The organism is Spirosoma rhododendri, assembly GCF_012849055.1.
Lineage (GTDB): Bacteria > Bacteroidota > Bacteroidia > Cytophagales > Spirosomataceae > Spirosoma > Spirosoma rhododendri.
Window position 1 is genome coordinate 2,279,114 of the sequence record NZ_CP051677.1, and the last position, 19,470, is coordinate 2,298,583.

13 protein-coding genes are annotated in these 19,470 nt (G+C 55.0%); 4 read left to right on the forward strand and 9 right to left on the reverse strand.

Annotated features, from left to right (window positions below; genetic code table 11):
• Positions 1-98: 98 nt before the first annotated feature.
• The 3 genes from HH216_RS09605 to HH216_RS09615 all read right to left on the reverse strand — a co-directional run bounded on the left by HH216_RS09605 (position 99) and on the right by HH216_RS09615 (position 4,395).
• Positions 99-2,522 (reverse strand): ABC transporter permease, encoded by a 2,424-nt coding sequence (locus HH216_RS09605; protein WP_169550621.1) that lies wholly within the window; start codon positions 2,520-2,522, stop codon positions 99-101.
• A 218-nt stretch (positions 2,523-2,740) separates the two neighbouring features.
• Entirely contained in the window at positions 2,741-3,931 is a 1,191-nt protein-coding gene (fdhA, locus tag HH216_RS09610) for a formaldehyde dehydrogenase, glutathione-independent (RefSeq protein ID WP_169550622.1), read from the reverse strand.
• 62 nt (positions 3,932-3,993) lie between these two features.
• Positions 3,994-4,395 carry a GlcG/HbpS family heme-binding protein gene (locus HH216_RS09615; RefSeq protein WP_169550623.1) on the reverse strand — a complete coding sequence of 134 codons (402 nt, stop codon included), beginning with the start codon at positions 4,393-4,395 and terminating at the stop codon, positions 3,994-3,996.
• 174 nt (positions 4,396-4,569) lie between these two features.
• Between HH216_RS09615 and HH216_RS09620 the strand changes: the two genes are divergently transcribed.
• Positions 4,570-5,505, forward strand: a complete 936-nt coding sequence (locus HH216_RS09620; RefSeq protein WP_254448757.1) for an AraC family transcriptional regulator — start codon at positions 4,570-4,572, stop codon at positions 5,503-5,505.
• 1 nt (position 5,506) lies between these two features.
• Here HH216_RS09620 and HH216_RS09625 read toward each other — a convergent pair whose 3' ends face one another.
• Both HH216_RS09625 and HH216_RS09630 read right to left on the reverse strand, forming a co-directional pair.
• Positions 5,507-7,930, reverse strand: coding sequence for an ABC transporter permease (locus tag HH216_RS09625; RefSeq protein WP_169550624.1), 2,424 nt, complete (start codon positions 7,928-7,930; stop codon positions 5,507-5,509).
• A 13-nt stretch (positions 7,931-7,943) separates the two neighbouring features.
• Entirely contained in the window at positions 7,944-10,364 is a 2,421-nt protein-coding gene (locus tag HH216_RS09630) for an ABC transporter permease (RefSeq protein WP_169550625.1), read from the reverse strand.
• 46 nt (positions 10,365-10,410) lie between these two features.
• On the opposite strand from HH216_RS09630, the gene HH216_RS09635 reads away from it, so the two are divergent.
• Complete coding sequence (locus HH216_RS09635) at positions 10,411-10,860, forward strand: Uma2 family endonuclease (protein WP_169550626.1); 450 nt, start codon at positions 10,411-10,413, stop codon at positions 10,858-10,860.
• Positions 10,861-10,866: 6 nt separating this feature from the next.
• Here the strand turns inward: HH216_RS09635 and HH216_RS09640 are convergent, their stop codons facing one another.
• From HH216_RS09640 to HH216_RS09655, 4 genes are all read right to left on the reverse strand, one after another.
• On the reverse strand, positions 10,867-11,394 hold the full coding sequence (locus HH216_RS09640) for a hypothetical protein (RefSeq protein WP_169550627.1): 528 nt from the start codon (positions 11,392-11,394) through the stop codon (positions 10,867-10,869).
• Between the two features lie 263 nt (positions 11,395-11,657).
• Entirely contained in the window at positions 11,658-12,335 is a 678-nt protein-coding gene (locus HH216_RS09645; RefSeq protein ID WP_169550628.1) for an ABC transporter ATP-binding protein, read from the reverse strand.
• A 278-nt stretch (positions 12,336-12,613) separates the two neighbouring features.
• Positions 12,614-13,861 carry an efflux RND transporter periplasmic adaptor subunit gene (locus HH216_RS09650; protein ID WP_169550629.1) on the reverse strand — a complete coding sequence of 416 codons (1,248 nt, stop codon included), beginning with the start codon at positions 13,859-13,861 and terminating at the stop codon, positions 12,614-12,616.
• A 274-nt stretch (positions 13,862-14,135) separates the two neighbouring features.
• Positions 14,136-15,818 (reverse strand): ArnT family glycosyltransferase, encoded by a 1,683-nt coding sequence (locus HH216_RS09655; RefSeq protein ID WP_169550630.1) that lies wholly within the window; start codon positions 15,816-15,818, stop codon positions 14,136-14,138.
• A gap of 56 nt (positions 15,819-15,874) precedes the next feature.
• Between HH216_RS09655 and HH216_RS09660 the strand changes: the two genes are divergently transcribed.
• Together HH216_RS09660 and HH216_RS09665 are read left to right on the forward strand one after the other, a co-directional pair.
• Positions 15,875-16,030 (forward strand): hypothetical protein, encoded by a 156-nt coding sequence (locus tag HH216_RS09660; protein ID WP_169550631.1) that lies wholly within the window; start codon positions 15,875-15,877, stop codon positions 16,028-16,030.
• 226 nt (positions 16,031-16,256) lie between these two features.
• A complete protein-coding gene (locus HH216_RS09665) occupies positions 16,257-19,454 on the forward strand; it encodes a SusC/RagA family TonB-linked outer membrane protein (protein WP_169550632.1) in 3,198 nt (1,065 codons plus the stop codon).
• The last annotated feature ends 16 nt before the right edge of the window (positions 19,455-19,470 follow it).

Here is a 19,470-nt window from a genome sequence, read left to right on the forward strand (position 1 = left end):
ATCAAAGCTAGAGTGGGGCCATGCACTCGTGGGGAAAATGGGTTGAACCGGTCGAAAAATGGGACGAATGCGGATGGTAGCCGCAAAATCTTGCCGTTCTACTCAGAACGCAGCGACTTCACCGGGTTGACCAGTGCCGCCCGGATGCTTTGAAAGCTGACCGTCAACAGGGCAATGCTTACGGCCAGCAAACCCGCCAGCACAAATACCCACCACGAGATGTCGATGCGATACGCGAAGTTCGAAAGCCAGCGGTTCATGGCGTAGTAGGCGACCGGACTGGCAATGACGATGGCAATCAGTACCAGTTTGACAAAATCTCTGGAAAGCAGGGTGATGATACTGACTACGCTGGCCCCCAGTACCTTGCGAACGCCGATTTCTTTGGTGCGCTGCTCGGCCGTGAAGGCCGCCAGCCCAAACAGACCCAGGCAGGCGACGAAGATGGTTAGTCCGGCGAAAATGCCCAGAATCCGGCCGGTTTTCTGCTCAGCCAGGTACGTTTCGTTGTATCGCCGGTCGAGGAAGGAATACGTAAAGGGAGTATCCGTAGCCAGGTTTTCCCATTCGGTTTTCAGCGATGCCAGTAACCCGGCCACATCGTCGGTTTTTACCTTAACGATCAGTGTTCCCTGGTCAGGCGTGAGCGCCATCACCAGCGGGGCGATCGCTTCGTGCAACGACCGGAAATGAAAATCCTTTACCACGCCAATGACCGTGTACGTTTTCTGCGTATCATCACTCTCCGTGTGTCCGATGGTCTTGCCGATAGCGTTGCCGTCCCATCCCAGAATCCGGGCGGCTGTCTCGTTCAGAATCACACCCGATGAATCGGTACCGTAGGCTTTTGAGAAATTGCGACCAGCCGCTAGCTGCATACCCAGCGTCGGGATGTACGCATAATCGACATCGTATCGGATTGCCTTTATCAACTGAGTTGGGTTGCTGCCCGGGTGCATCAGGTAATTGTTAGTGTTGCTCGGCCCCGCTGGCAGATACCCCGACATACTGGCGTTGGCTACGCGAGGGTCCCGCAAAATCTGGTCGCGGAAAACCGTTGCTTTCTGGCCCAGTTGCCACGCATCGGGCAGGACCAGCACCTGCTCTTTGGTGTAGCCAAGCTTCTTGTGCTGGATGTAATTCAACTGCTGGTAAACAACAGTGGTACCGATAGTCAGGATGATGGAAATGAAAAACTGAACCACCACCAGACCGCTACGTAACCCAAGGCTACCCTGGTTACCGGCACGCTGGCCCCCATTCAGCACGGTAATCGGTTTGAACGACGACAGGAAAAAAGCAGGATAGCTACCCGCCAGAACCCCCACCAGCAATCCCAGCAACAGCAGCATTGGTAGCAGCCAGCCTGCGTCACCGATCTGTAACGCCAGCGTTTTGCCCGCCAGCTCGTTAAAAAGCGGTAACACCAGCCATACGATACCCACCGCCAGCACCAGCGCAACCATCGTGAGCAGCAGCGATTCGATCAGAAACTGATTTGTCAGACTTTGCCGGGCCGACCCCATTACTTTGCGTACGCCTACTTCCCTGGCTCGTTTCGACGCGCCCGCCGTACTCAGATTCATGAAGTTGATACAGGCAATCAGCAGCATAAATAGGGCGATAGCCCCGAAGATGTAGACGTACTGACTATCGCCGTTCGCTTCCAGCTCGCTCGTCAGGTTCGAGTGCAGATGGATGTCGGTCAGGGGTTGTAGCCGCAGACTTAGCCGGTTTCCTTTCTGGCTGAACTGCGCCATGCTCATACCGAACGCCTGCTGCACCTGCGGCCCCATGTAGGTGCTGACCGTCTGCGGCAGTTTGGCTTCCAGTTGCTTCGGGTCGTAGCCCTTCGCCAGTACCAGATAGGTGTAAAAGTTCGACGTCATCCACGAGGTCGAATTGGCTTCCGCAACGCCCGCCATCGACAGAAACAGGTCGAAATGGAAATGCGCGTTGGTGGGCACTTTCTCGATGACGCCCGTAATCCGGACGAGTGTGTTCCAGCTTTTAATCGTCAGCAACCGCCCGACCGGGTTTGCATTACCAAAATACTTCCTGGCCAAATCTGCTGAAATTACGGCCGTGTTGGGCTGACTCAGGACGGTTTTGGCATCGCCCTGAACAAGCGGGAGCGAGAATACCTGAAAGAAATTAGTGTCGACGTAGGCCAGTTGGTCGTCCCGAAAGGTCTTGGTACCAACCGTGATGGCGGGTGCGCCGGCGGTCCGGATGCGAGTAGCGGCTTCTACTTCCGGGTAGTCTTTTTTGAGTGTCTGCGCTACGGGTGGCATCACGCTGGCTTCGTTGATCTCCCCACCATTCATCACCGCCCGAAATACGACCCGTACCATCCGGTCGGCGTTGGCGTTGAAGCGGTCGTAGCTCAATTCATCGAGCAGATACAGACCGATGAGCAGACAGGTAGCCAGCCCGAATGCCAGCCCGACTATGTTGATGGCCGAAAACGCTTTGTTGCGGATCAGATTTCGCCAGGCGACTTTGAGGTAGTTTCGAAACATAGCCGTTGGGATAGTAGAAAGCTGACCAACGGAAAGTCAACTACTATGCCACCACCGTAAAACGGCCATTTCTGCTCCCTGACGGCGTTTTTATCAAAAAATATGTCCGATAGTGGACAGATTTTGTCCAGTAATGAACAGGCCACAGCGCAAAAAATCCGGGACGATGTAGCTGGTACATCGCCTCGGATTTGTGAGCTGATTTAGTCAGGGGAAAATCAGTTCGGAATCAGGCCGTGCGGGTCGATCACAAACTTCTTGGCCGCGCCCTTGTCGAAATCCTTATAGCCGCGTGGTGCATCGCCGAGGCTGATAACCTCGACGTTGACCGCTTTGGCAATCTGTACTTTGTCGTACAGAATGGCGTTCATCAGCTGCCGGTGGTACTTCATCACGGGGCACTGACCGGTGTAGAACGAGTGCGACTTTGCCCAGCCCAGCCCGATTCGGATGTTGAGGTTGCCTTCTTTGGCGGCTTCCGTCGACGCGCCGGGGTCGCCCGTCACGTAGAGACCGGGAATACCGATGGCACCACCCGCCCGCGTGATGGTCATGGCTGCGTTCAGTACCGTAGCGGGCTGTTCAGTACCGGAATCATGACCGTGGCCGCGCGCTTCGAACCCTACGCAATCGACGGCACAGTCGACCTCGGGAACGCCCACGATTTCAGCAATCTGGTCGGCCAGCGGGGTTTCTTTCCGCAGGTCGATGACTTCACAGCCGAAGGATTTGGCCTGTTCCAGCCGCTCCGGGATCATATCGCCCACCATCACCACGGCCGCGCCGAGCAGGTGACACGATACCGCGCAGGCCAGCCCCACCGGACCGGCACCCGCAACGTACACAATCGATCCCGGTCCCACGCCCGCCATCACGGCCCCGTGGTAGCCCGTCGGGAAAATGTCGGAGAGGAGCGTCAGGTCGCGGATTTTGGCCATCGCCTGGTCTTTATCGGGAAACTTGAGCAGGTTGAAATCGGCGTAAGGTACCATTACGTATTCGGCCTGTCCGCCAACCCAGCCGCCCATGTCGACGTAGCCGTAAGCCGCGCCCGCCCGGCCGGGGTTTACGTTCAGGCAGATACCCGTTTGACCAGCTTTGCAGTTGCGGCACCGACCACAGGCGATGTTAAACGGTACCGAAACCAGATCGCCCTCTTTGATAAACTCCACGTCGCGCCCGGCTTCAATCACCAGCCCCGTAATTTCGTGGCCCAGCACCAGCCCGGCGGGGGCCGTTGTCCGACCCCGGACCATGTGCTGATCGCTACCGCAGATATTCGTCGACACGATTTGCAGAATAACCCCGTGGTGGCACTGCCGGTCGCCGAGGGCCAGCTTGGGGTATTCTATTTTCTGTACCTCGACCACGCCGGGTTCGATGTACGCAACGCCATGATTCTGACACATAAGATGGTTGGGGTTTTGGAAATAGTTACCCCTCCTTGGCGGGGAGGGGCCGCGGCTTTTAATTAAGCAAGTGCATCGACACCGGCCTGGGCTACGATGTGGTCGTTTTCGACCGTGCTGCCCGATACACCAATAGCCCCGATAACGGTGCCGCTGGCGTCGGTGATAGGAAGGCCACCCGGAAACGTAATGAGTCCGCCGTTGGAGTGCTCGATGTTATAGAGCGGGCCGCCCGGCTGCGTGAGCTTCCCGATTTCGCCGGTAGGCGCATCGAAATAGCGGGCCGTGCGGGCTTTTTTCTGGGCAATGTCGAGCGAGCCGAGCCACGCGCCGTCCATACGGGCGAAGGCAACGAGGTTGGCTCCAGCGTCGACGATAGCGATGTTCATCAGCGTATTGATTTCGGCGGATTTGGCTTTAGCGGCCTGCACGGCTTTCTCAGCCTGTTCGAGGGTGATACCCATAACGGTTTCGGGGTTTTGGTGAAACAACGCCAGTGCACAATGGCGCGTGTTCAGCAAAACTAGCCAGCCAGCCCCGACAGAATTTGCACTATAGTGCCAAAAAACAGTACAATTGTCTACTGTTATGAATTGATAATCTGGCAATTCGCTCCCGTGTTTCACCGTTACTCAGCTATGCACAACCCCAACGCTCTGCCCGCGAAATTTCCTCTGTCACCCATCAACCTGTCGGACGCCACGACCCTGACCTCGCTGGTCGAAAACCGGCGGGTGTATAGCCTGAATCAGTGCGAGCTAAACATCTTCGAAACCTACCAGCCCTGCTCCGACGTGGTGCTGTCGTACGACGGGCTGGTGATTACCAGTATGTTGCGGGGGCGGAAAGTGATGTACCTCTCGGAGCAGCCGGGGTTCAGCTTTTTGCCGGGCGAAACCGTGATTCTGCCCGAAGGCGTGTCGATGAAAGTTGATTTTCCCGAAGCCAGCGATAAGCATCCCGTGCAGTGCGCGACTATCGCGCTCAACTGGGAGGTGGTGCAGCAGACGCTGAATTTTCTGAACGAGCAGTACCCGCGTACCGGCGGGGCAGGAGAGTGGAAGCTAAATTTCAGCCAATACCATTTCTACAACAACCGCGAACTGGCCAGCGTCATCAGCAAGCTCATCAGCATCAGCATGGAAGACGACCCCGCCAAAGACGCCCTCGCCGACCTAACGCTGAAATCGTTGCTCATCCGGGTGATTCAGACGCAGAACATGGCCGTCGTTCACGAAGAACCCATGACCGACAACCGGCTAGCGGTCGTCGTCGATTACATCCGCGAACACCTGACGGAGAAAATCGGCGTGGAGGAACTGTGCCGGAAAGCGTGCATGAGCAAGTCGAATTTCTTCCGCGCCTTTCGCGACACCTTTGGCCTGTCGCCGGTCGAGTTTATCATCCGAGAGCGCATCGGCCTCGCCCGGAGACTGCTCACTAACCCCACCCTGACGGTTTCGGACGTAAGCGAACAGGCGGGCTTTGCCAACCCGTACTATTTCTCGCGTCTGTTTAAAACCTTGGAAGGCATCACGCCCAAGTCGTACCGGCAGCAGATTATTGGTGCGTGATTTACTCGCTCCGCAAACTCTTCACCGGATTCATCAGCGCGGCTTTGATACTCTGGAACGAGACTGTCAGCAGGGTGATAATTAGTGTACCTAATGTTGCTCCCGCAAAAATCCACCACGACAGGTCGGTGCGGTAGTTGTAGCCGTTCAGCCAGTCGTTCAGGTAGTAGTAGGCGACGGGCATCGCGATCAGGCTGGCGACAGTTACCAGTATTATGAAATCTCGCGAGAGTAGTGCCCATAGGCTCAGTACGCTAGCACCGAGCACTTTCCGTACACCGATTTCTTTGGTGCGCTGCTCGGCGGTGAATGATGCCAGACCGAACAAACCCAGGCAGGAGATGAAAATGGCTAGTAGCGCAAAGCCACCTGCCAGCGTGCCGATCCGCTCTTCCGATGCAAACTTTTTGCCGAACTCCTGATCGGCGAACTGATACCCGAACGGGGCCGATGGTACGTATTTCTTGAACGTAGCCTCGATAACAGCCATCGACTCGCTCACGCTTCTGGCTGGATTAAGCTTAATCATAATCCAGTTTGCGTTTTCGTAATCCATGAAATAAATCGCCTGCTTCACCGGTTCATAGGGCGATTCAGCCAGTACGTCTTTGATTACACCCACAATGGTAAAATCCTTGATTTTGGGGTCGAAACGGCCACCCCATTTGACGGCCGTACCAATCGGGTGCTTGAGCCCCATGAATTTTACGGCTGCTTCGTTAACGATGATCGCTGATGAATCGGTGGTGAACGCTCGCGAAAAATCACGGCCTTCCTTGAACTGCCAGCCCACCGTTTTGCCGAAATCATGCGTGACAAAAATTTTTGAAAAATCCGGGTCGAGGGCGGGGTCTTTGCCCGGCCAGCTAAAGTCACTATCGTTCGACCAGACACCCGTCATCGGACTTGACGATTCGGCTATTTCCTGAATGGCTCCCGTCTTGGTCAGTTCCGTTTTCAGCAGCTCGTATTTGCCGTAAAAGGCTGGCGACATCATCTCCATCATGACTACGCCGTTGCTGTCGTAGCCGAGCGGCCGATTTTTGGTGTGCTGAATCTGCCGGTACACGATGATGGTACCGATAATCAGCGTCAGCGAAACCGTAAACTGAACCACGACCAGCACTTTGCGCGGAGCAGCCGCCAGTCCACCTACGCGCGACCGCAGAGCGGAACCGCTTCCCTTCAATACCTTGATGGGCTGAAACGACGACAGGTAAAAAGCGGGATAGCTACCCGCCAATAGCCCGGTGACACCCACGAAGCCCAGGCTGACCAGCCAGAACGGGGCTTCCGACCAGGGGAATGTAATGCGTTTGTCGGCCACCGTATTGAACCAGGGTAGCAGGACCAGAATCAGCAGAATGGTACCACCAAACGCCAGCACGACGACCAGAATCGACTCGCTGAAAAACTGATTTACTAACTGACTCCGTAATGACCCAACCGCTTTGCGGATGCCGACTTCTTTGGCGCGCTTTTCAGACCGGGCCGTGCTCAGGTTCATGAAGTTGATACACGCCAGCAGCAACACGAAAATACCCACCAATCCAAACAGCCGGACGTACTGAATATAGCCGCCCGTCTGCACGCCCTCGTCCCAGTTTGAGTACAGCCGCCAGTCGCTCATCGGGTGCAGAAACAGCGTCGAGTTGAATTTCCGGTCGGCGGCTGGTACGTTGACCATCTTGGCGTTCTTGATGCGCGCACTCGCCGTCGGCATATCGATGTTGTCGGCAAGCTGAACAAACAACAGGAATGAGTTATTACCCCATTCCTGGTTGTCTATTGATCGTTTCACCCAGGGGCTAATCGACACAAACAGGTCCCAGGGGGCGATGTAGGTGAGGTTCCGAAACTCCGTGCTGAAGGGCAGGTCTTCGTAAACACCCGTCACTTTCACATCAGCTCTCCCTTCAATGTTGATGAGTTTGCCCATCGGATCGGTATCGCCGAAAAGCGCCCGCGCCGTCGACGCCGACAGCAGGATGGAATTCATTTCCCGTAGGCCCTGCCGGGTGCCTTTCAGCATACGCAGCGACAGGATTTCGGGCATATCAGGACCCATATAGTTGCCCGACCGTGTGAGCTTCTTCTCACCATACGACAGAATCCGGTCACCCTCCCCGCTAGCCATGGCCACGCGTTTGAAACTAGTGGCGTATTTGGTGCGTAACTCGGCACCCAATATGGCCGGGATGGATTCCTGCGTGCCAATATGCCCGTTGGAGGTCTGATGCTGCATAACCCGGGCAATCTGGTCGTAATGGTCAAACGACTTGTTGAACGACAGTTCGTCCCAGCCCCACAGACCAATCAGTATAGCCACCGCCATCCCGACGGATAAGCCGCCGATGTTGATGAACGAATAGACGCGGTTCTTGGCCAGGTTCCGCCAGGCGATTTTGAGATAGTTGCGAAGCATGATGGTGGTGGATTTACTCCGAACGGAGTGATTTGACGGGATTCATCAGGGCGGCCCGGACGCTGCGGAACGAGATAGTCAGGAAGGCAATCACCACCGCCATGGCGCCCGACAGGATAAATACCCACCACGGCATGTCGATGCGGTAGGCGAAGTCGGCCAGCCACCGGCTCATCATGTACCACGCAACGGGCGACGCAACCACAATCGCGACCAGCACCAGCTTCAGGAAATCGCCCGCCAGCAGGGCCACGATGCTTGTGACCGACGCACCCAGCACTTTGCGCACGCCGATTTCTTTGGTCCGCTGCTCGATGCTGATGAGCGCGACGGCAAACAAACCCATGCACGACAGCAGGATGGCGATACCGGCTGCCGACGAGAAAATAGTGGATAGCCGCTGCTCTTTCTTGTACCACCGCTCCACGTTTTCATCGACAAACGAACCGACGAAGTTGTTGCGCGGGTCGACCTGATTCCAGGCCGCTTTTACGGTTTCCATCGCGCTCGTCAGGTTCTGCGGATTCACCCGAACCAGCACGTAGTCGATGCGCTGTTCCGGCAACATTTGCAGGACGATGGGTTCGGCTTTCTGGTGCAGTGAATACAGGTTGAAATCGGCAAAGACGCCCACGATCTGGTACTTCCTGCCCGAATCGGGTTCGATGTACTTGCCCACCGGATTGGCTTCGCCCAGTCGCTTGGCCATACTTTCCGAAACCAGTATGCTCGACGTGGAATCGGTGCTGTATTGAGGGGAGAAATCGCGGCCAGCTTTGAGTTTGATACCCAGCGTTTTGAGGTAATCGAAATCGATGCGCAGCCAGTCGCAGGACACTTCGCGTTTATCATACATGAACCCAACCATCCAGCGCGACGAACTGCCGTCCAGCCCGGAGCCGATGTTCACGCCCGTTCCTGTCACCGATACGATGTTGGGCTGATTGGCCAGCCGGTCGCGCATCTGCCGGAGGGCGGTGGTGCCGTTGAGGTCGCTGCTGATCGGTACGCTGATGAGCTGTTCTTTATTCAGGCCCATTGGTCGTTGTTGCAGGTAAGTTACCTGCTGCCGCATGATGAGCGTACAGACGATGAGCAGACAGGCAATGGCAAATTGCGTCACGATGAGTGTATTGCGCAGTGCGCCCGGCTTGCTGACCTTTACCTTGCCTTTCAGCACCTCAACTGCATTGAACCGGGTAACGAACCACGACGGATACCCACCAGCCACGAGTGTGATGCCCAGAAAGCCCAGCCCCGTAACGAGCAATACGGTTGGTGTCAGGAAATTCTGGATGGTCAGTGTACTGCGAAACAGTTTGTTGAATGTGGGTAGTAGCCCGTAGGCCATGCCCAGCCCCAGCAGTAGCGCGACACCCGCCAGCAGTAGCGTTTCGCCCCAGATTTGCCCGAATAGCTGCCCCCGTTTTGCCCCCAGCGACTTGCGGACGCCCACTTCCCGCGCCCGCGAAATCGACTGCGCGATGGTGAGGTTGATGAAGTTGATACAGGCGATGACCAGGATAAACAGCCCGATGGCCAGCAGGCTATACACGTACACCCGGCTTGTGCCGTTTCCGTAAGTCGTAGCGGTGTCGAAATGGACATCCGTCAGTGGTTGCAGGAACAGGCTTTTCTGGAAACCGAGGCTATTTTTTGGGTAACCCTGTCCGGTTCGTTCGCTGACCTCCTTCGCAAAATACTTGTTCATAAACGCCTGCATCCGGTGTTGCAGCATCGCGGGCGTGTAACCGACTTTCAGCTTCACAAAAACGGTATGACTGCCATGATCCCATCTGTCTTTATTCGGCTGATAATCGCCCGCGTTTCGGCTCGAGATCAGGGCGTCGAACTGTAGCGACGAATTCTCCGGTGCGTTGCTAGTCACGCCTGTCACAGTAAAGGGCTGCCATTGTTCGTTTAGCCGCAGTTCGAGCGTTTTGCCCATCGGATTTTGGGTGCCGAACACAGCTTTTGCCATCTTCTCACTGATAACGATGTTGCTCAGGCCCGTCATGGCGGTTTTGGCGTTGCCCCGCAGCATGGGAAACGAGAACATCGTCAGTATATCGCTATCCACCAGCCGGACGTCCTCGCCAAACGTTTTGTCCTGCCAGCGCACGTACTTCCTGTTGTCGAACCAGCGGGTGACGCCCTCGATTTCGGGGAATTCGGCCTGCAAGGTGGGCGTGATGGGGAAAGGCATCGTCGCGCTGGGATTTGGGGTACCGTCGCGGTTCGTTTCCAGGAAGTTGAGCCGGAAAATACGGTCGGCATCAGCGTGGAACCGGTCGTAGGAAAGCTCGAACGTGGCCGTCAGAAACAGGAGTATACACGTACCAAACGCGACGGACAGCCCGACCAGATTTATGAGCGTATGCGTCCGGTTTTTCCAGAGCGTTCGCAGGGCGATTTTGAGGTAATTGCGGAGCATGGACTTTTGGTTAACTTTGAGAAGAAGCGTACTTTTTCTGTTGACTATGAAAGAATATCCACCGCCAAGATCCCTACAGTATCTTGTTCTGGAGGATAAGATGGGCGTCAATGCCCCCATCATTCACCAGAGCGTTATTGCCCGACTCACCGCCGGATTATACCCGCTCTATCAGTCTGGTCGGATCCCATTCGAACCTCTGCCGGAAACGATGCTTACCGAGGGGTATGCCAGTCCAGTACCAGATTTAATTCTCTACGATCACTCCAATGAGCAGACGCGTCTTATCGTCGAAGTATGCCAGAAAAGTGGCCTCAAACACGATACAGGCAAAGTGATCAAGCTGATTGAAGACGAAGCCTATGGTATCCTTGAAGGGTTTATTTACAATTACAAAACCGGTCAATGGCTGCGCTACCGCAAAGGCGACGGTGGCCTGACCACCGAATCGTCGTTTTCCGACATCCTGCAACTCGATCTCAACAGCTTTCTGTAGATAGAGCTATTTCACCTTCACTTCGTTGCCTTCGCCCGCTTTTACCGTAAACGGCAGTCGCATCTGCTGCACGCCATTCTGCCAGTATTCGTACTGATACTCGCCCGGTAGTAGCGTCAGCGTGCGGGGAAAACGACCCTTGTTTTTCGGTGCGTCGAACTCCTCGGTAATAGTCGTGGGGCCGCTAACCATCAGCTTTACACGCCCCTCACATGTCGGGCAGACGAACGTTACGGGTACTTCGCCGGTAGCGTTTATAGCCGCTTCCGGACGATGCGGAGCGGGCGGATTCTCGCCCAGCCCCAGTGAGTCGAGCACCCGATTTTTGATGGCTTCTTTCTGGGTTTTGTTCAGGCCCCGCACGTCGAACGTCCGGTTGTAGGCGAACTCCCGTCCGTTGCGCTGCCCGTTGATCTGAATAGACAGCGTTTTGTCGGTGTCGTTGATGCTGGAATGCGTACTCGAATAGGTCGACGTTTGCGCCGTTGCGGCAAAAGAGATACCAAGCAGTAGAGCGAGGAAGAGCGGTTTCATAGTAATTATGTTTGTGGCGTCTTGAACTGTGATTTGTTTGATTTTCTTGAACTGTGATTCGTTTGATTACGCTGATAGGTTATGATTTTCTTTTTCTTTGAATTAGCGAAATCTGAGTAATCATTATTAATCATAGTTCAAGATTGTCTGCACTGTGATTAATAACGATTACTCAGATAGACTGTGATTTTTCTTTTTCCAGAATCAGCGAAATCAGATAATCAAAAAAATCACAGTTCAAGACAGTTCAAAACAATCAGCGGTCAGACGTGGAAATTTTCTGTTACTACTTTGCCGTCGAACAGGTTGACAATCCGGTGAGCAAAACCCGCGTCGTAGGGGGAGTGAGTAACCATAATAATTGTCGTGCCTTCGTCATTCAGTTCGCCCAAAAGTTTCATCACTTCCTCCCCATTTTTTGAGTCGAGGTTACCCGTCGGTTCGTCGGCCAAGATTAGCTTGGGTTTGGCAACGACAGCCCGCGCAATCGCCGTACGCTGCTGCTGACCGCCCGACAGTTGCTGCGGAAAGTGATTCCGTCGGTGCATAATGCTCATCCGTTCCAGCACCTCCTCAACACGCTGTTTGCGCTCGTCGGCGGGCGTTTTCAGGTACAGAAGCGGTAGTTCAACGTTCTCATAGACAGTTAGTTCATCGATCAGGTTGAAGCTTTGGAATACAAACCCGATGCTGCCCTTTCGCAATTGGGCCCGTTGCCGTTCGGTCATTTTGGCGACCTCCGTGCCGTAAAAGTTGTAGTCGCCTTCGCTCGGATTGTCGAGCAGGCCGAGAATCGTTAACAACGTAGATTTGCCACAGCCCGAAGGTCCCATAATGGCAACGAATTCGCCATCTTTCACCGACATGGATATGCCATTCAACGCTGTCGTCTCGACTTCTTCGGTAGTGAAAAATTTCTGTAGGTTGACGATTTGGATCATTGTCTTGAACTGTGATTTTTATGGTTGTCTTGAACTGTGATTATCTTGAACCGCCGGGCGGCCCCGTGTGATTTATTTGATTGCTTTGATAGGCTGTGATTTTTTCTTTTAATCAGCGAAATCACATAATCAGTTGTAATCATAGTTCAGAAAGTTTTGAACTGTGATTTTAGATGATTGCTTTGATAGACCATGATTTTTTCTTTTTCTGAAATCAGCGGAATCAAATAATCAGACGAATCATACGGGGCCGCCCGGCGGTTCAAAACAATCAGCGGTCAAAAATTAAGTACTTCATTCTCTCCGAAATTCTCATACGAACTGGTGATGACCTGATCGCCGGATTCGAGACCCGACAGCACCTCGTAGAATTCGGGATTTTTGCGGCCTAGCGTGATATTGCGCTTCATGGCCCGTTTGCCTGTCTTGTCCACGACGTACACCCAGTTGCCGCCCGTGTCGGAGAAGAAACCGCCCACCGGCAGCAGCGTGGCCTTGGCCGCTTTGCCCAGTTCCAATTGTATCGGCGACGATTGGCCACGCTTGATGCCTTCGGGAGCCCCTTGCGGGAAAATCATGTCGACCTCGAACCGGCCGCTTTTTACTTCGGGGTACACCCGGCTGATGCTTAGCGGGAAAGTCTTGCCGTTGAACTCGAAGGAACCGTTCAGGCCCGTAAAGACCCGGCTGATGTAATGTTCATCGACCCCGACGCGCATTTTGAAGCCGTTCATGTCGTCGATTTGCCCGATATTCTGTCCCCGGTTGATATTCGATCCCACTTCGACGTCGATACTCGATAGCTGACCAGATACGGGTGCTTTCACCACCAGGTTGTCGAGCGTTTGCTGCCAGAGAGCCACGTTGCGCTGTGTCCGGTTGAGCGTGCCTTCGAGCTGTTTGATCTGAATTTTGGCGTTGTCTTCCTGATACTTCTGCGACTCCATGTCGATTTTCCGTTGACCCACTAGCCGTTCGTAGGCCCGTTTGGCTTTCAGGAAATCTTCCTCCGACACCACTTTATCTTTGTAGAGTTTGCTCTGCCGATCGTATGTGTCTTTGGCCTGTTCGATCTGAGCGTCGAGGTCGGCGAGGTTCTTGCGGAGCGTAAACCGTTCGATCTGAAGCCGTTGTCGGGTGTTCTGTAATTCGTTGACGAGCCGGTTTGCTTCCGTTTCCGATTGCAGAAAACTCAGTTTCAGGCTCTGATTTTCCAGCTTCAGCAGTACGTCGCCTTTGCGAACCGTGCTGCCGCCTTCCACCAGCTTCTGCGTCACGTAGCCACCTTCGATAGCGTCGAGCCGGATTGTTTTCAGCGGCTGCACCACGCCCGTTACGGCGATGAAGTCTTCGAATGGACCCGTCGAGACGGTTGACACGGTGATTTTATCCTTTTCAACATTGAGTGTTGAACGCCGGTCGGCGAAGACGAATGTATAGAGTAGCATGCTGAGCAGCAGCATACTACCCCCGGCAAGAGCGATTCGCTGACTGGTCCAGAAACGTTTTGGTAAGGCGCGATCCATGTGTTCAATGAGCGAATGAGTGAATGTTGAATGAGCGAATGGCTTCGCTGCTTCGTTCGCTTTAACTCATGGTGCCAACGCTATGCCATTTTTGATAACTAGTTGACAGTCAAAAGGAAATGATAATGCCTGGGCGTAAATCCGTCCGGTATCGGACAAATATATGTCCGCTTATAGCAATGATCTGGTAGCATCTGATCCAATGTCCCGGCTCAACCTTTCGCTCCAGACCGGCGTTCCGGTTCGCTCTTTCGCTCCGGTCCGGCGTTCCGGTTCACTCTTTCACCAACAGTAGCACGTAGGGCTTCGTGGTCGATGCGCGGGTGGCGTGGTTGAGGAAAGCCGGGTCGGGCTGGGTGATGTGGTAGTAGGGAAAAACGGCCAGTTGCCGGACCTGGAAACCGTGGCGCGACAACGAATCGGCGTAGGGGGCGGAGGTGAAAACAGGTACCGTTCGGCCCGCTGCCTGCTGTCGCATTGTCGAATCGGCGTAGACGTACTGCGTCGGGCCGTCGGTGTCGAATTCGTAAGTCCACGAACTTTCACCGAACGTGTCAGACCCATACATAAACGTCTTTTGACCCGCCAGCGAAGGGGTTTTGTTGGCAAAGCGAGCCGCCATCATACCTGCCTGATACTGCACAAACGTGCCAAAGAGAAAGACATTGACCACCACGGCCACGACGAGCATAACCCCCGTCATCCGGCCCAGCAGCGACGGCAGATCCGTGCGCCGGAAGAGCAGCAGCGTACCAACCGCGACGACGACCAGCCCAATAAGCCCTGCCACTAGCCCGGTCGGGCGTACCAGCAGCAGCAGCGGTATCATCAGCGCGATCAGCGCCAGGCCGATCACAAGCTGCGCGACAGACCAGCGACGCAGGTCGATGGGTTTGAGGTTAACGAGAAACTGAGCCGTCAGCACGGCGTAGAACGGGAACAGGATATTGAGGTAGTGGGGCAACTGAAACCGCGACAGCGAAAAGACTACGAACATCAGCAACCCCGACCCCAGCGACACATACTCCGGCAAGGCCCGCTGCCGCCTGACCAGCCGGCCAATTGCCTGCCCCACGCTTACGTACAGCGGCAGCGACCACGGCAGAAATGCCCACAGCAACGTATGCAGGAAGAAAAATTTGTCGCCGTCGCCTTTGATCGGGCCGGTGTTGAAGAAGCGGCCAAACTGACTGTCCCAGAAGAAAAACCGGATGCCCGACACGTTGGTACGCCCGAACACGACGGTTTCCGGGTGCTGATCGAACTGAACGTACAGGCAATACAACTCGGGCGCGGCAAATAGCATGGCGAGCAGTACGGCCGCGTACCAGCGGGGGCGGAGCAGTTCGCGCCAGTTACCCGTAAGCAGCCAGTCGACTACCAGGCCTGCGCCGATAGTCAGCAGCACGAAGGGGCCTTTGGTCATCATGGCGCAGCCCGTCAGCAGCGCTCCCGCCCAGAGGTGCCAGCCGGGGCCGTTGCGGTAGAGCCGGTAGAAATGGTACACCGCCCCGATAATCAGCCCCATCAGGTAGGGTTCGGCCCGCACGTCGTTGTTCGACAGAATGGTGTGAAAGGCTGTCAGCAGCACCAGCGTGGCCACCTGCGCCACCCGCTTCGAGTACGCCAGTTGGGCGAACAGGTACGTGTAATACACCCCGCCGAGGAAGAAGAGTAACGCGGGTAATTTATAGGCAAACGAACTGACGCCAAACAGGCTATAGCTGATGGCCGTCATCCAGAACTGAAAATGCGGCTTGTCGAGCCAGTCGCGGCCGAAGACGTAAAGTCGCACCCAGTCGCCGGTTTGCACCATCGTCTTAGGAATCGTCGCGTAGAGGGCGTCGTCGGGTTCGATAATCGGCACCAGCAACCCCGTCGCGTTGAGCGCGACACCAACAGCGATGAGGGCGTAGAACAGACGGTCGGGGAGCGGGACAGAAGAAGATGTAATCATGAGGCAGTAAACCGACGGCGGCCACCGCCCCGGTCAGGCCGCAAAATTGGCAAGAAATGCACGATATGCTGCATGGCGTTGCCGCCGAAGGCGATTTTGTCTGTCGGCAACCGGAGCGGGTGTCTACACAGAAAATCTACCCATATCGGAGCGCGGGCAAGGCCGCAGAACTGGTCTCGCCTGGCGAACTACGGATACCGACGCGAACGTAGACGTGCATCTGTTGCTGCGGGCACGGTTGCACTTAAGTAATTAGGAATATGATTTATTGAAAGTCTGCGTTCGGTCGTTTTTGCGAATATTATTTGGGTCTAATACTATAATACCAACACTAATAGGGCATATACTGAAAAAGGATCGATAGATTATATGTTTGTGTTGGCTTGTACATAGTTGCCTTATCACTAAATGTATTCAATAACCTAAACAAATTACTTGATGAAAATACGGTCTACCTTATTGGTATTACTGAGCATTGTTCTGGCGTCTGCGGCTGCATTCGCACAGGGCGTTACGCTGCGCGGGCGGGTGATCTCGGCCGAAGAAGGCAGTCCCTTACCGGGCGTAAACGTCGCGGTGAAAGGCACGAGCCGGGGAACAACAACCGACGCAAACGGAGCCTATCAACTGGAGGTGCCCAATACTCAGGCAACGCTGGTGTTCTCATTTATCGGCTTCATCCGTCAGGAGGTTGTACCGGGCAATCGGACAACGCTGGATGTCGAATTGTCGTCGGACGCGTCGCAGCTGGAAGAAGTTGTCGTTACGGCGCTGGGCGTGAAGCGGGAAGCGAAAGCCCTGCCGTATGCGGTGCAGTCGATCAGCGGTGACCGCATTTCGCCTACTCGCCAAACGGACGTCAACAACGCACTGGCCGGTAAAATTGCTGGCGTGCAGGTCCAGAGTCAGGCCGGGTCGAACCTGGGCGCGTCGACGTCGATTCGGATTCGCGGAGCGGGTTCGCTCAACGACAAAGCACCACTCTATGTGGTCGACGGAACGCCTGTTGACGGCACGAACCTGTTTCTTAGCCCCGACGACATGGAGTCGATTACGGTGCTGAAAGGCCCCAACGCTACGGCGCTGTACGGACAGCGGGGCGATGCGGGTGTTGTGGTTATCACAACAAAGCGCGCCAAAGCCAACGGCGGTATCGGGCTGGAGGTCAACCATACAACGACTTTCGAGCGTCCGTCGCTGTTGCCCAAATACCAGAACGTGTATGGTGGTGGTGGCGATTCTGAGTGGCAGACCTTTAAGTGGGAAAACGGCTACCCGGAAGAATGGAAAGCACTGGATGGTAAGCGGTATCACGACTACACCGACGACGCCAGCTGGGGACCGAAAATGGATGGCGGTGAATACATCCCCTGGTATGCCTGGTATCCCGGTACGCAGTATTCCAATAAAACGGCGGCTTTCACCCCGCAGCCCGACAACGTTCGGAAATTCTACAACACGGGCCACACCTACAATACCAACGTCAACTTCTCGAAGGCGGGCGAAAATTTCAACGTGCGCCTGTCGTACACTAACCTGCGGCAGACCGGTGTGCAGACCAACACCGATCTGAAACGCGATCAGATCAACCTCAACAGTGAACTGTTTCTGAACAAACATTTCACGGCGAATGCGTCGATCCAGTACAACATTCAGCGGTTGAACGGCTATTTCAGCGACGGATACGCCAACGCAACGACGGGTTCATTCTCATCGTGGTTTCACCGCGATCTCGACATGGACATCGTGCGGCAGTTTGCCGATTACCGGTCGCCGATCGGTACGCTGGTAAGCTGGAACCACGATAACCCCAGCGTCCCCTTTGTGCAGAATGGCCGGTTTTACAAAGGTAATTACTGGTACAACTTCTTCTCGTACGCCAACAACATCAGTAACACGGGCCAGAAAGACCTGTTGCTGGGGAACGTGAGCCTGACCTACAAGCTGGACGATCACTTCCGGATGTCGGTCATTGCCCGCCGGGATCAGCGCAACGAGAACTACGAAAACAAGGTGCCGACGATCATGGAGTTGAGCGGCTGGCAGACCGGCCTGAAGGCGGCCTACGGAACGGCGCAGATCACCCGCCGGGAAGATAACTTCGAATTCCTGAGTGCCTACAACAACACGGCGGGCGCGTTCACCTTCGACTTCAACCTGGGCGGTAACCTCCGCAAAAACTTCTACCGCGACATATCCGCCAGTACTAATTCCGGGCTGGTTGTGCCGGATCTGTATACGCTCAGCAACTCGCGCGATGTCATCAGCTACGGTAACTATCGGTCTTACAAAGAAGTACGCAGTCTGTACGGGCGTGGTACGATTGGCTACAGAGATCGCGTATTTCTCGATTTCTCGGGTCGTAACGACTGGTCGTCGGCCCTGCCTGTCAACAATAATTCGTACTTCTACCCATCGGTTGGGCTGAGTGTAATTTTCAGCGAGATGCTGAAAATTCCGACGCTGTCGTATGGTAAGCTGCGGGCCAGTACGGCGCGGGTTGGCTCCGACCTCGACCCGTACCAGTTATCGCTGACCTACGGGGTTGGCGCGGTAAAATACGGCAACAACATCCTGATGGGCACGCCTGATCTGCTGCCGAATGCGAGTATTGCACCGGCCCTGTCAAGTTCGTACGAAGGTGGGGTCGACCTGAAATTCTTCAACAACCGCATTGGTTTGGCGGCTACGTATTATCAGGAAGACAAGACCAACGAAATCCTGACGGTCAACATTCCGGCCGCCAGCGGATTCACTTCGCAGGTGATCAACGCGGGGCACATTCGCCGGAACGGGGTTGAACTGCAACTGGACGTAACGCCGATTCGGACGCCCCGCTTCAACTGGGATCTGACGGTAAACTGGGCGGCCAACCGGTCAAAAGTTATCGAGCTGACCCCCGATGTGAAAACGTTTTCGATACCCAACTATAACGATGCGTTCTCCTTTGCCCGGGTTATTCACCAGGAAGGGCAGGAGTGGGGTCAGGTGCGCGGCCGGGGTATCAAATACCTCGACGGGCAACCCGTGCTGAACGGTGATGGTACCTATCAGACGCAGAACGATGTGTATTTTGGGTCGGTATTGCCCAAGTTCACGGGTGGTGCGTTCACATCGTTCCGCTATGACGACCTGACGCTGACGCTGTCGATGGATTACGGTAAAGGCGGCAAATACTTCTCGCTGTCGAACTTCTGGGGACAGTATTCGGGTCTGCTGGCTGAAACAGCCGCTACCAACGACAAAGGCATGAACGTCCGTGACGACGTGTCGGCCGGGGGCGGTGTGCACGTAAAAGGCGTAAACGCCAACGGCGAAAAGGTTGATACCTACGTAAACGGCTACGACTACTACCACCAGTTTGGCAACAACGGTATCGCCGAAGCATCCATCTTCGACGCGACCTTCGTTAAGCTGCGGGAAATCAATCTGGGCTACAATGTACCCGTGCGCAAGATTCCGTTCCTGAACGGCAAAGTCCGGTCGGCTTCGGTGTCGCTCGTCGCCCGGAACCCTTGGATCATCTATGTCGCTAACCCCAACTTCGACGCGTCGGAACTGGCTGGTAAGTTCGGCGAAAATGGCCAGCTGGTCGGTACCCGCTCGATGGGCTTCAGCGTACGCCTTGGCTTCTAGTCGATCCCCACAACCG

Coding starts and splice junctions, on each gene's coding strand:
- HH216_RS09605 (WP_169550621.1), bottom strand. CDS start 2,522: ATGTTTCGAAACTACCTCAAAGTCGCCTGGCGAAATCTGATCCGCAAC.
- fdhA (WP_169550622.1), bottom strand. CDS start 3,931: ATGTGTCAGAATCATGGCGTTGCGTACATCGAACCCGGCGTGGTCGAG.
- HH216_RS09615 (WP_169550623.1), bottom strand. CDS start 4,395: ATGGGTATCACCCTCGAACAGGCTGAGAAAGCCGTGCAGGCCGCTAAA.
- HH216_RS09620 (WP_254448757.1), top strand. CDS start 4,570: ATGCACAACCCCAACGCTCTGCCCGCGAAATTTCCTCTGTCACCCATC.
- HH216_RS09625 (WP_169550624.1), bottom strand. CDS start 7,930: ATGCTTCGCAACTATCTCAAAATCGCCTGGCGGAACCTGGCCAAGAAC.
- HH216_RS09630 (WP_169550625.1), bottom strand. CDS start 10,364: ATGCTCCGCAATTACCTCAAAATCGCCCTGCGAACGCTCTGGAAAAAC.
- HH216_RS09635 (WP_169550626.1), top strand. CDS start 10,411: ATGAAAGAATATCCACCGCCAAGATCCCTACAGTATCTTGTTCTGGAG.
- HH216_RS09640 (WP_169550627.1), bottom strand. CDS start 11,394: ATGAAACCGCTCTTCCTCGCTCTACTGCTTGGTATCTCTTTTGCCGCA.
- HH216_RS09645 (WP_169550628.1), bottom strand. CDS start 12,335: ATGATCCAAATCGTCAACCTACAGAAATTTTTCACTACCGAAGAAGTC.
- HH216_RS09650 (WP_169550629.1), bottom strand. CDS start 13,861: ATGGATCGCGCCTTACCAAAACGTTTCTGGACCAGTCAGCGAATCGCT.
- HH216_RS09655 (WP_169550630.1), bottom strand. CDS start 15,818: ATGATTACATCTTCTTCTGTCCCGCTCCCCGACCGTCTGTTCTACGCC.
- HH216_RS09660 (WP_169550631.1), top strand. CDS start 15,875: ATGCACGATATGCTGCATGGCGTTGCCGCCGAAGGCGATTTTGTCTGT.
- HH216_RS09665 (WP_169550632.1), top strand. CDS start 16,257: ATGAAAATACGGTCTACCTTATTGGTATTACTGAGCATTGTTCTGGCG.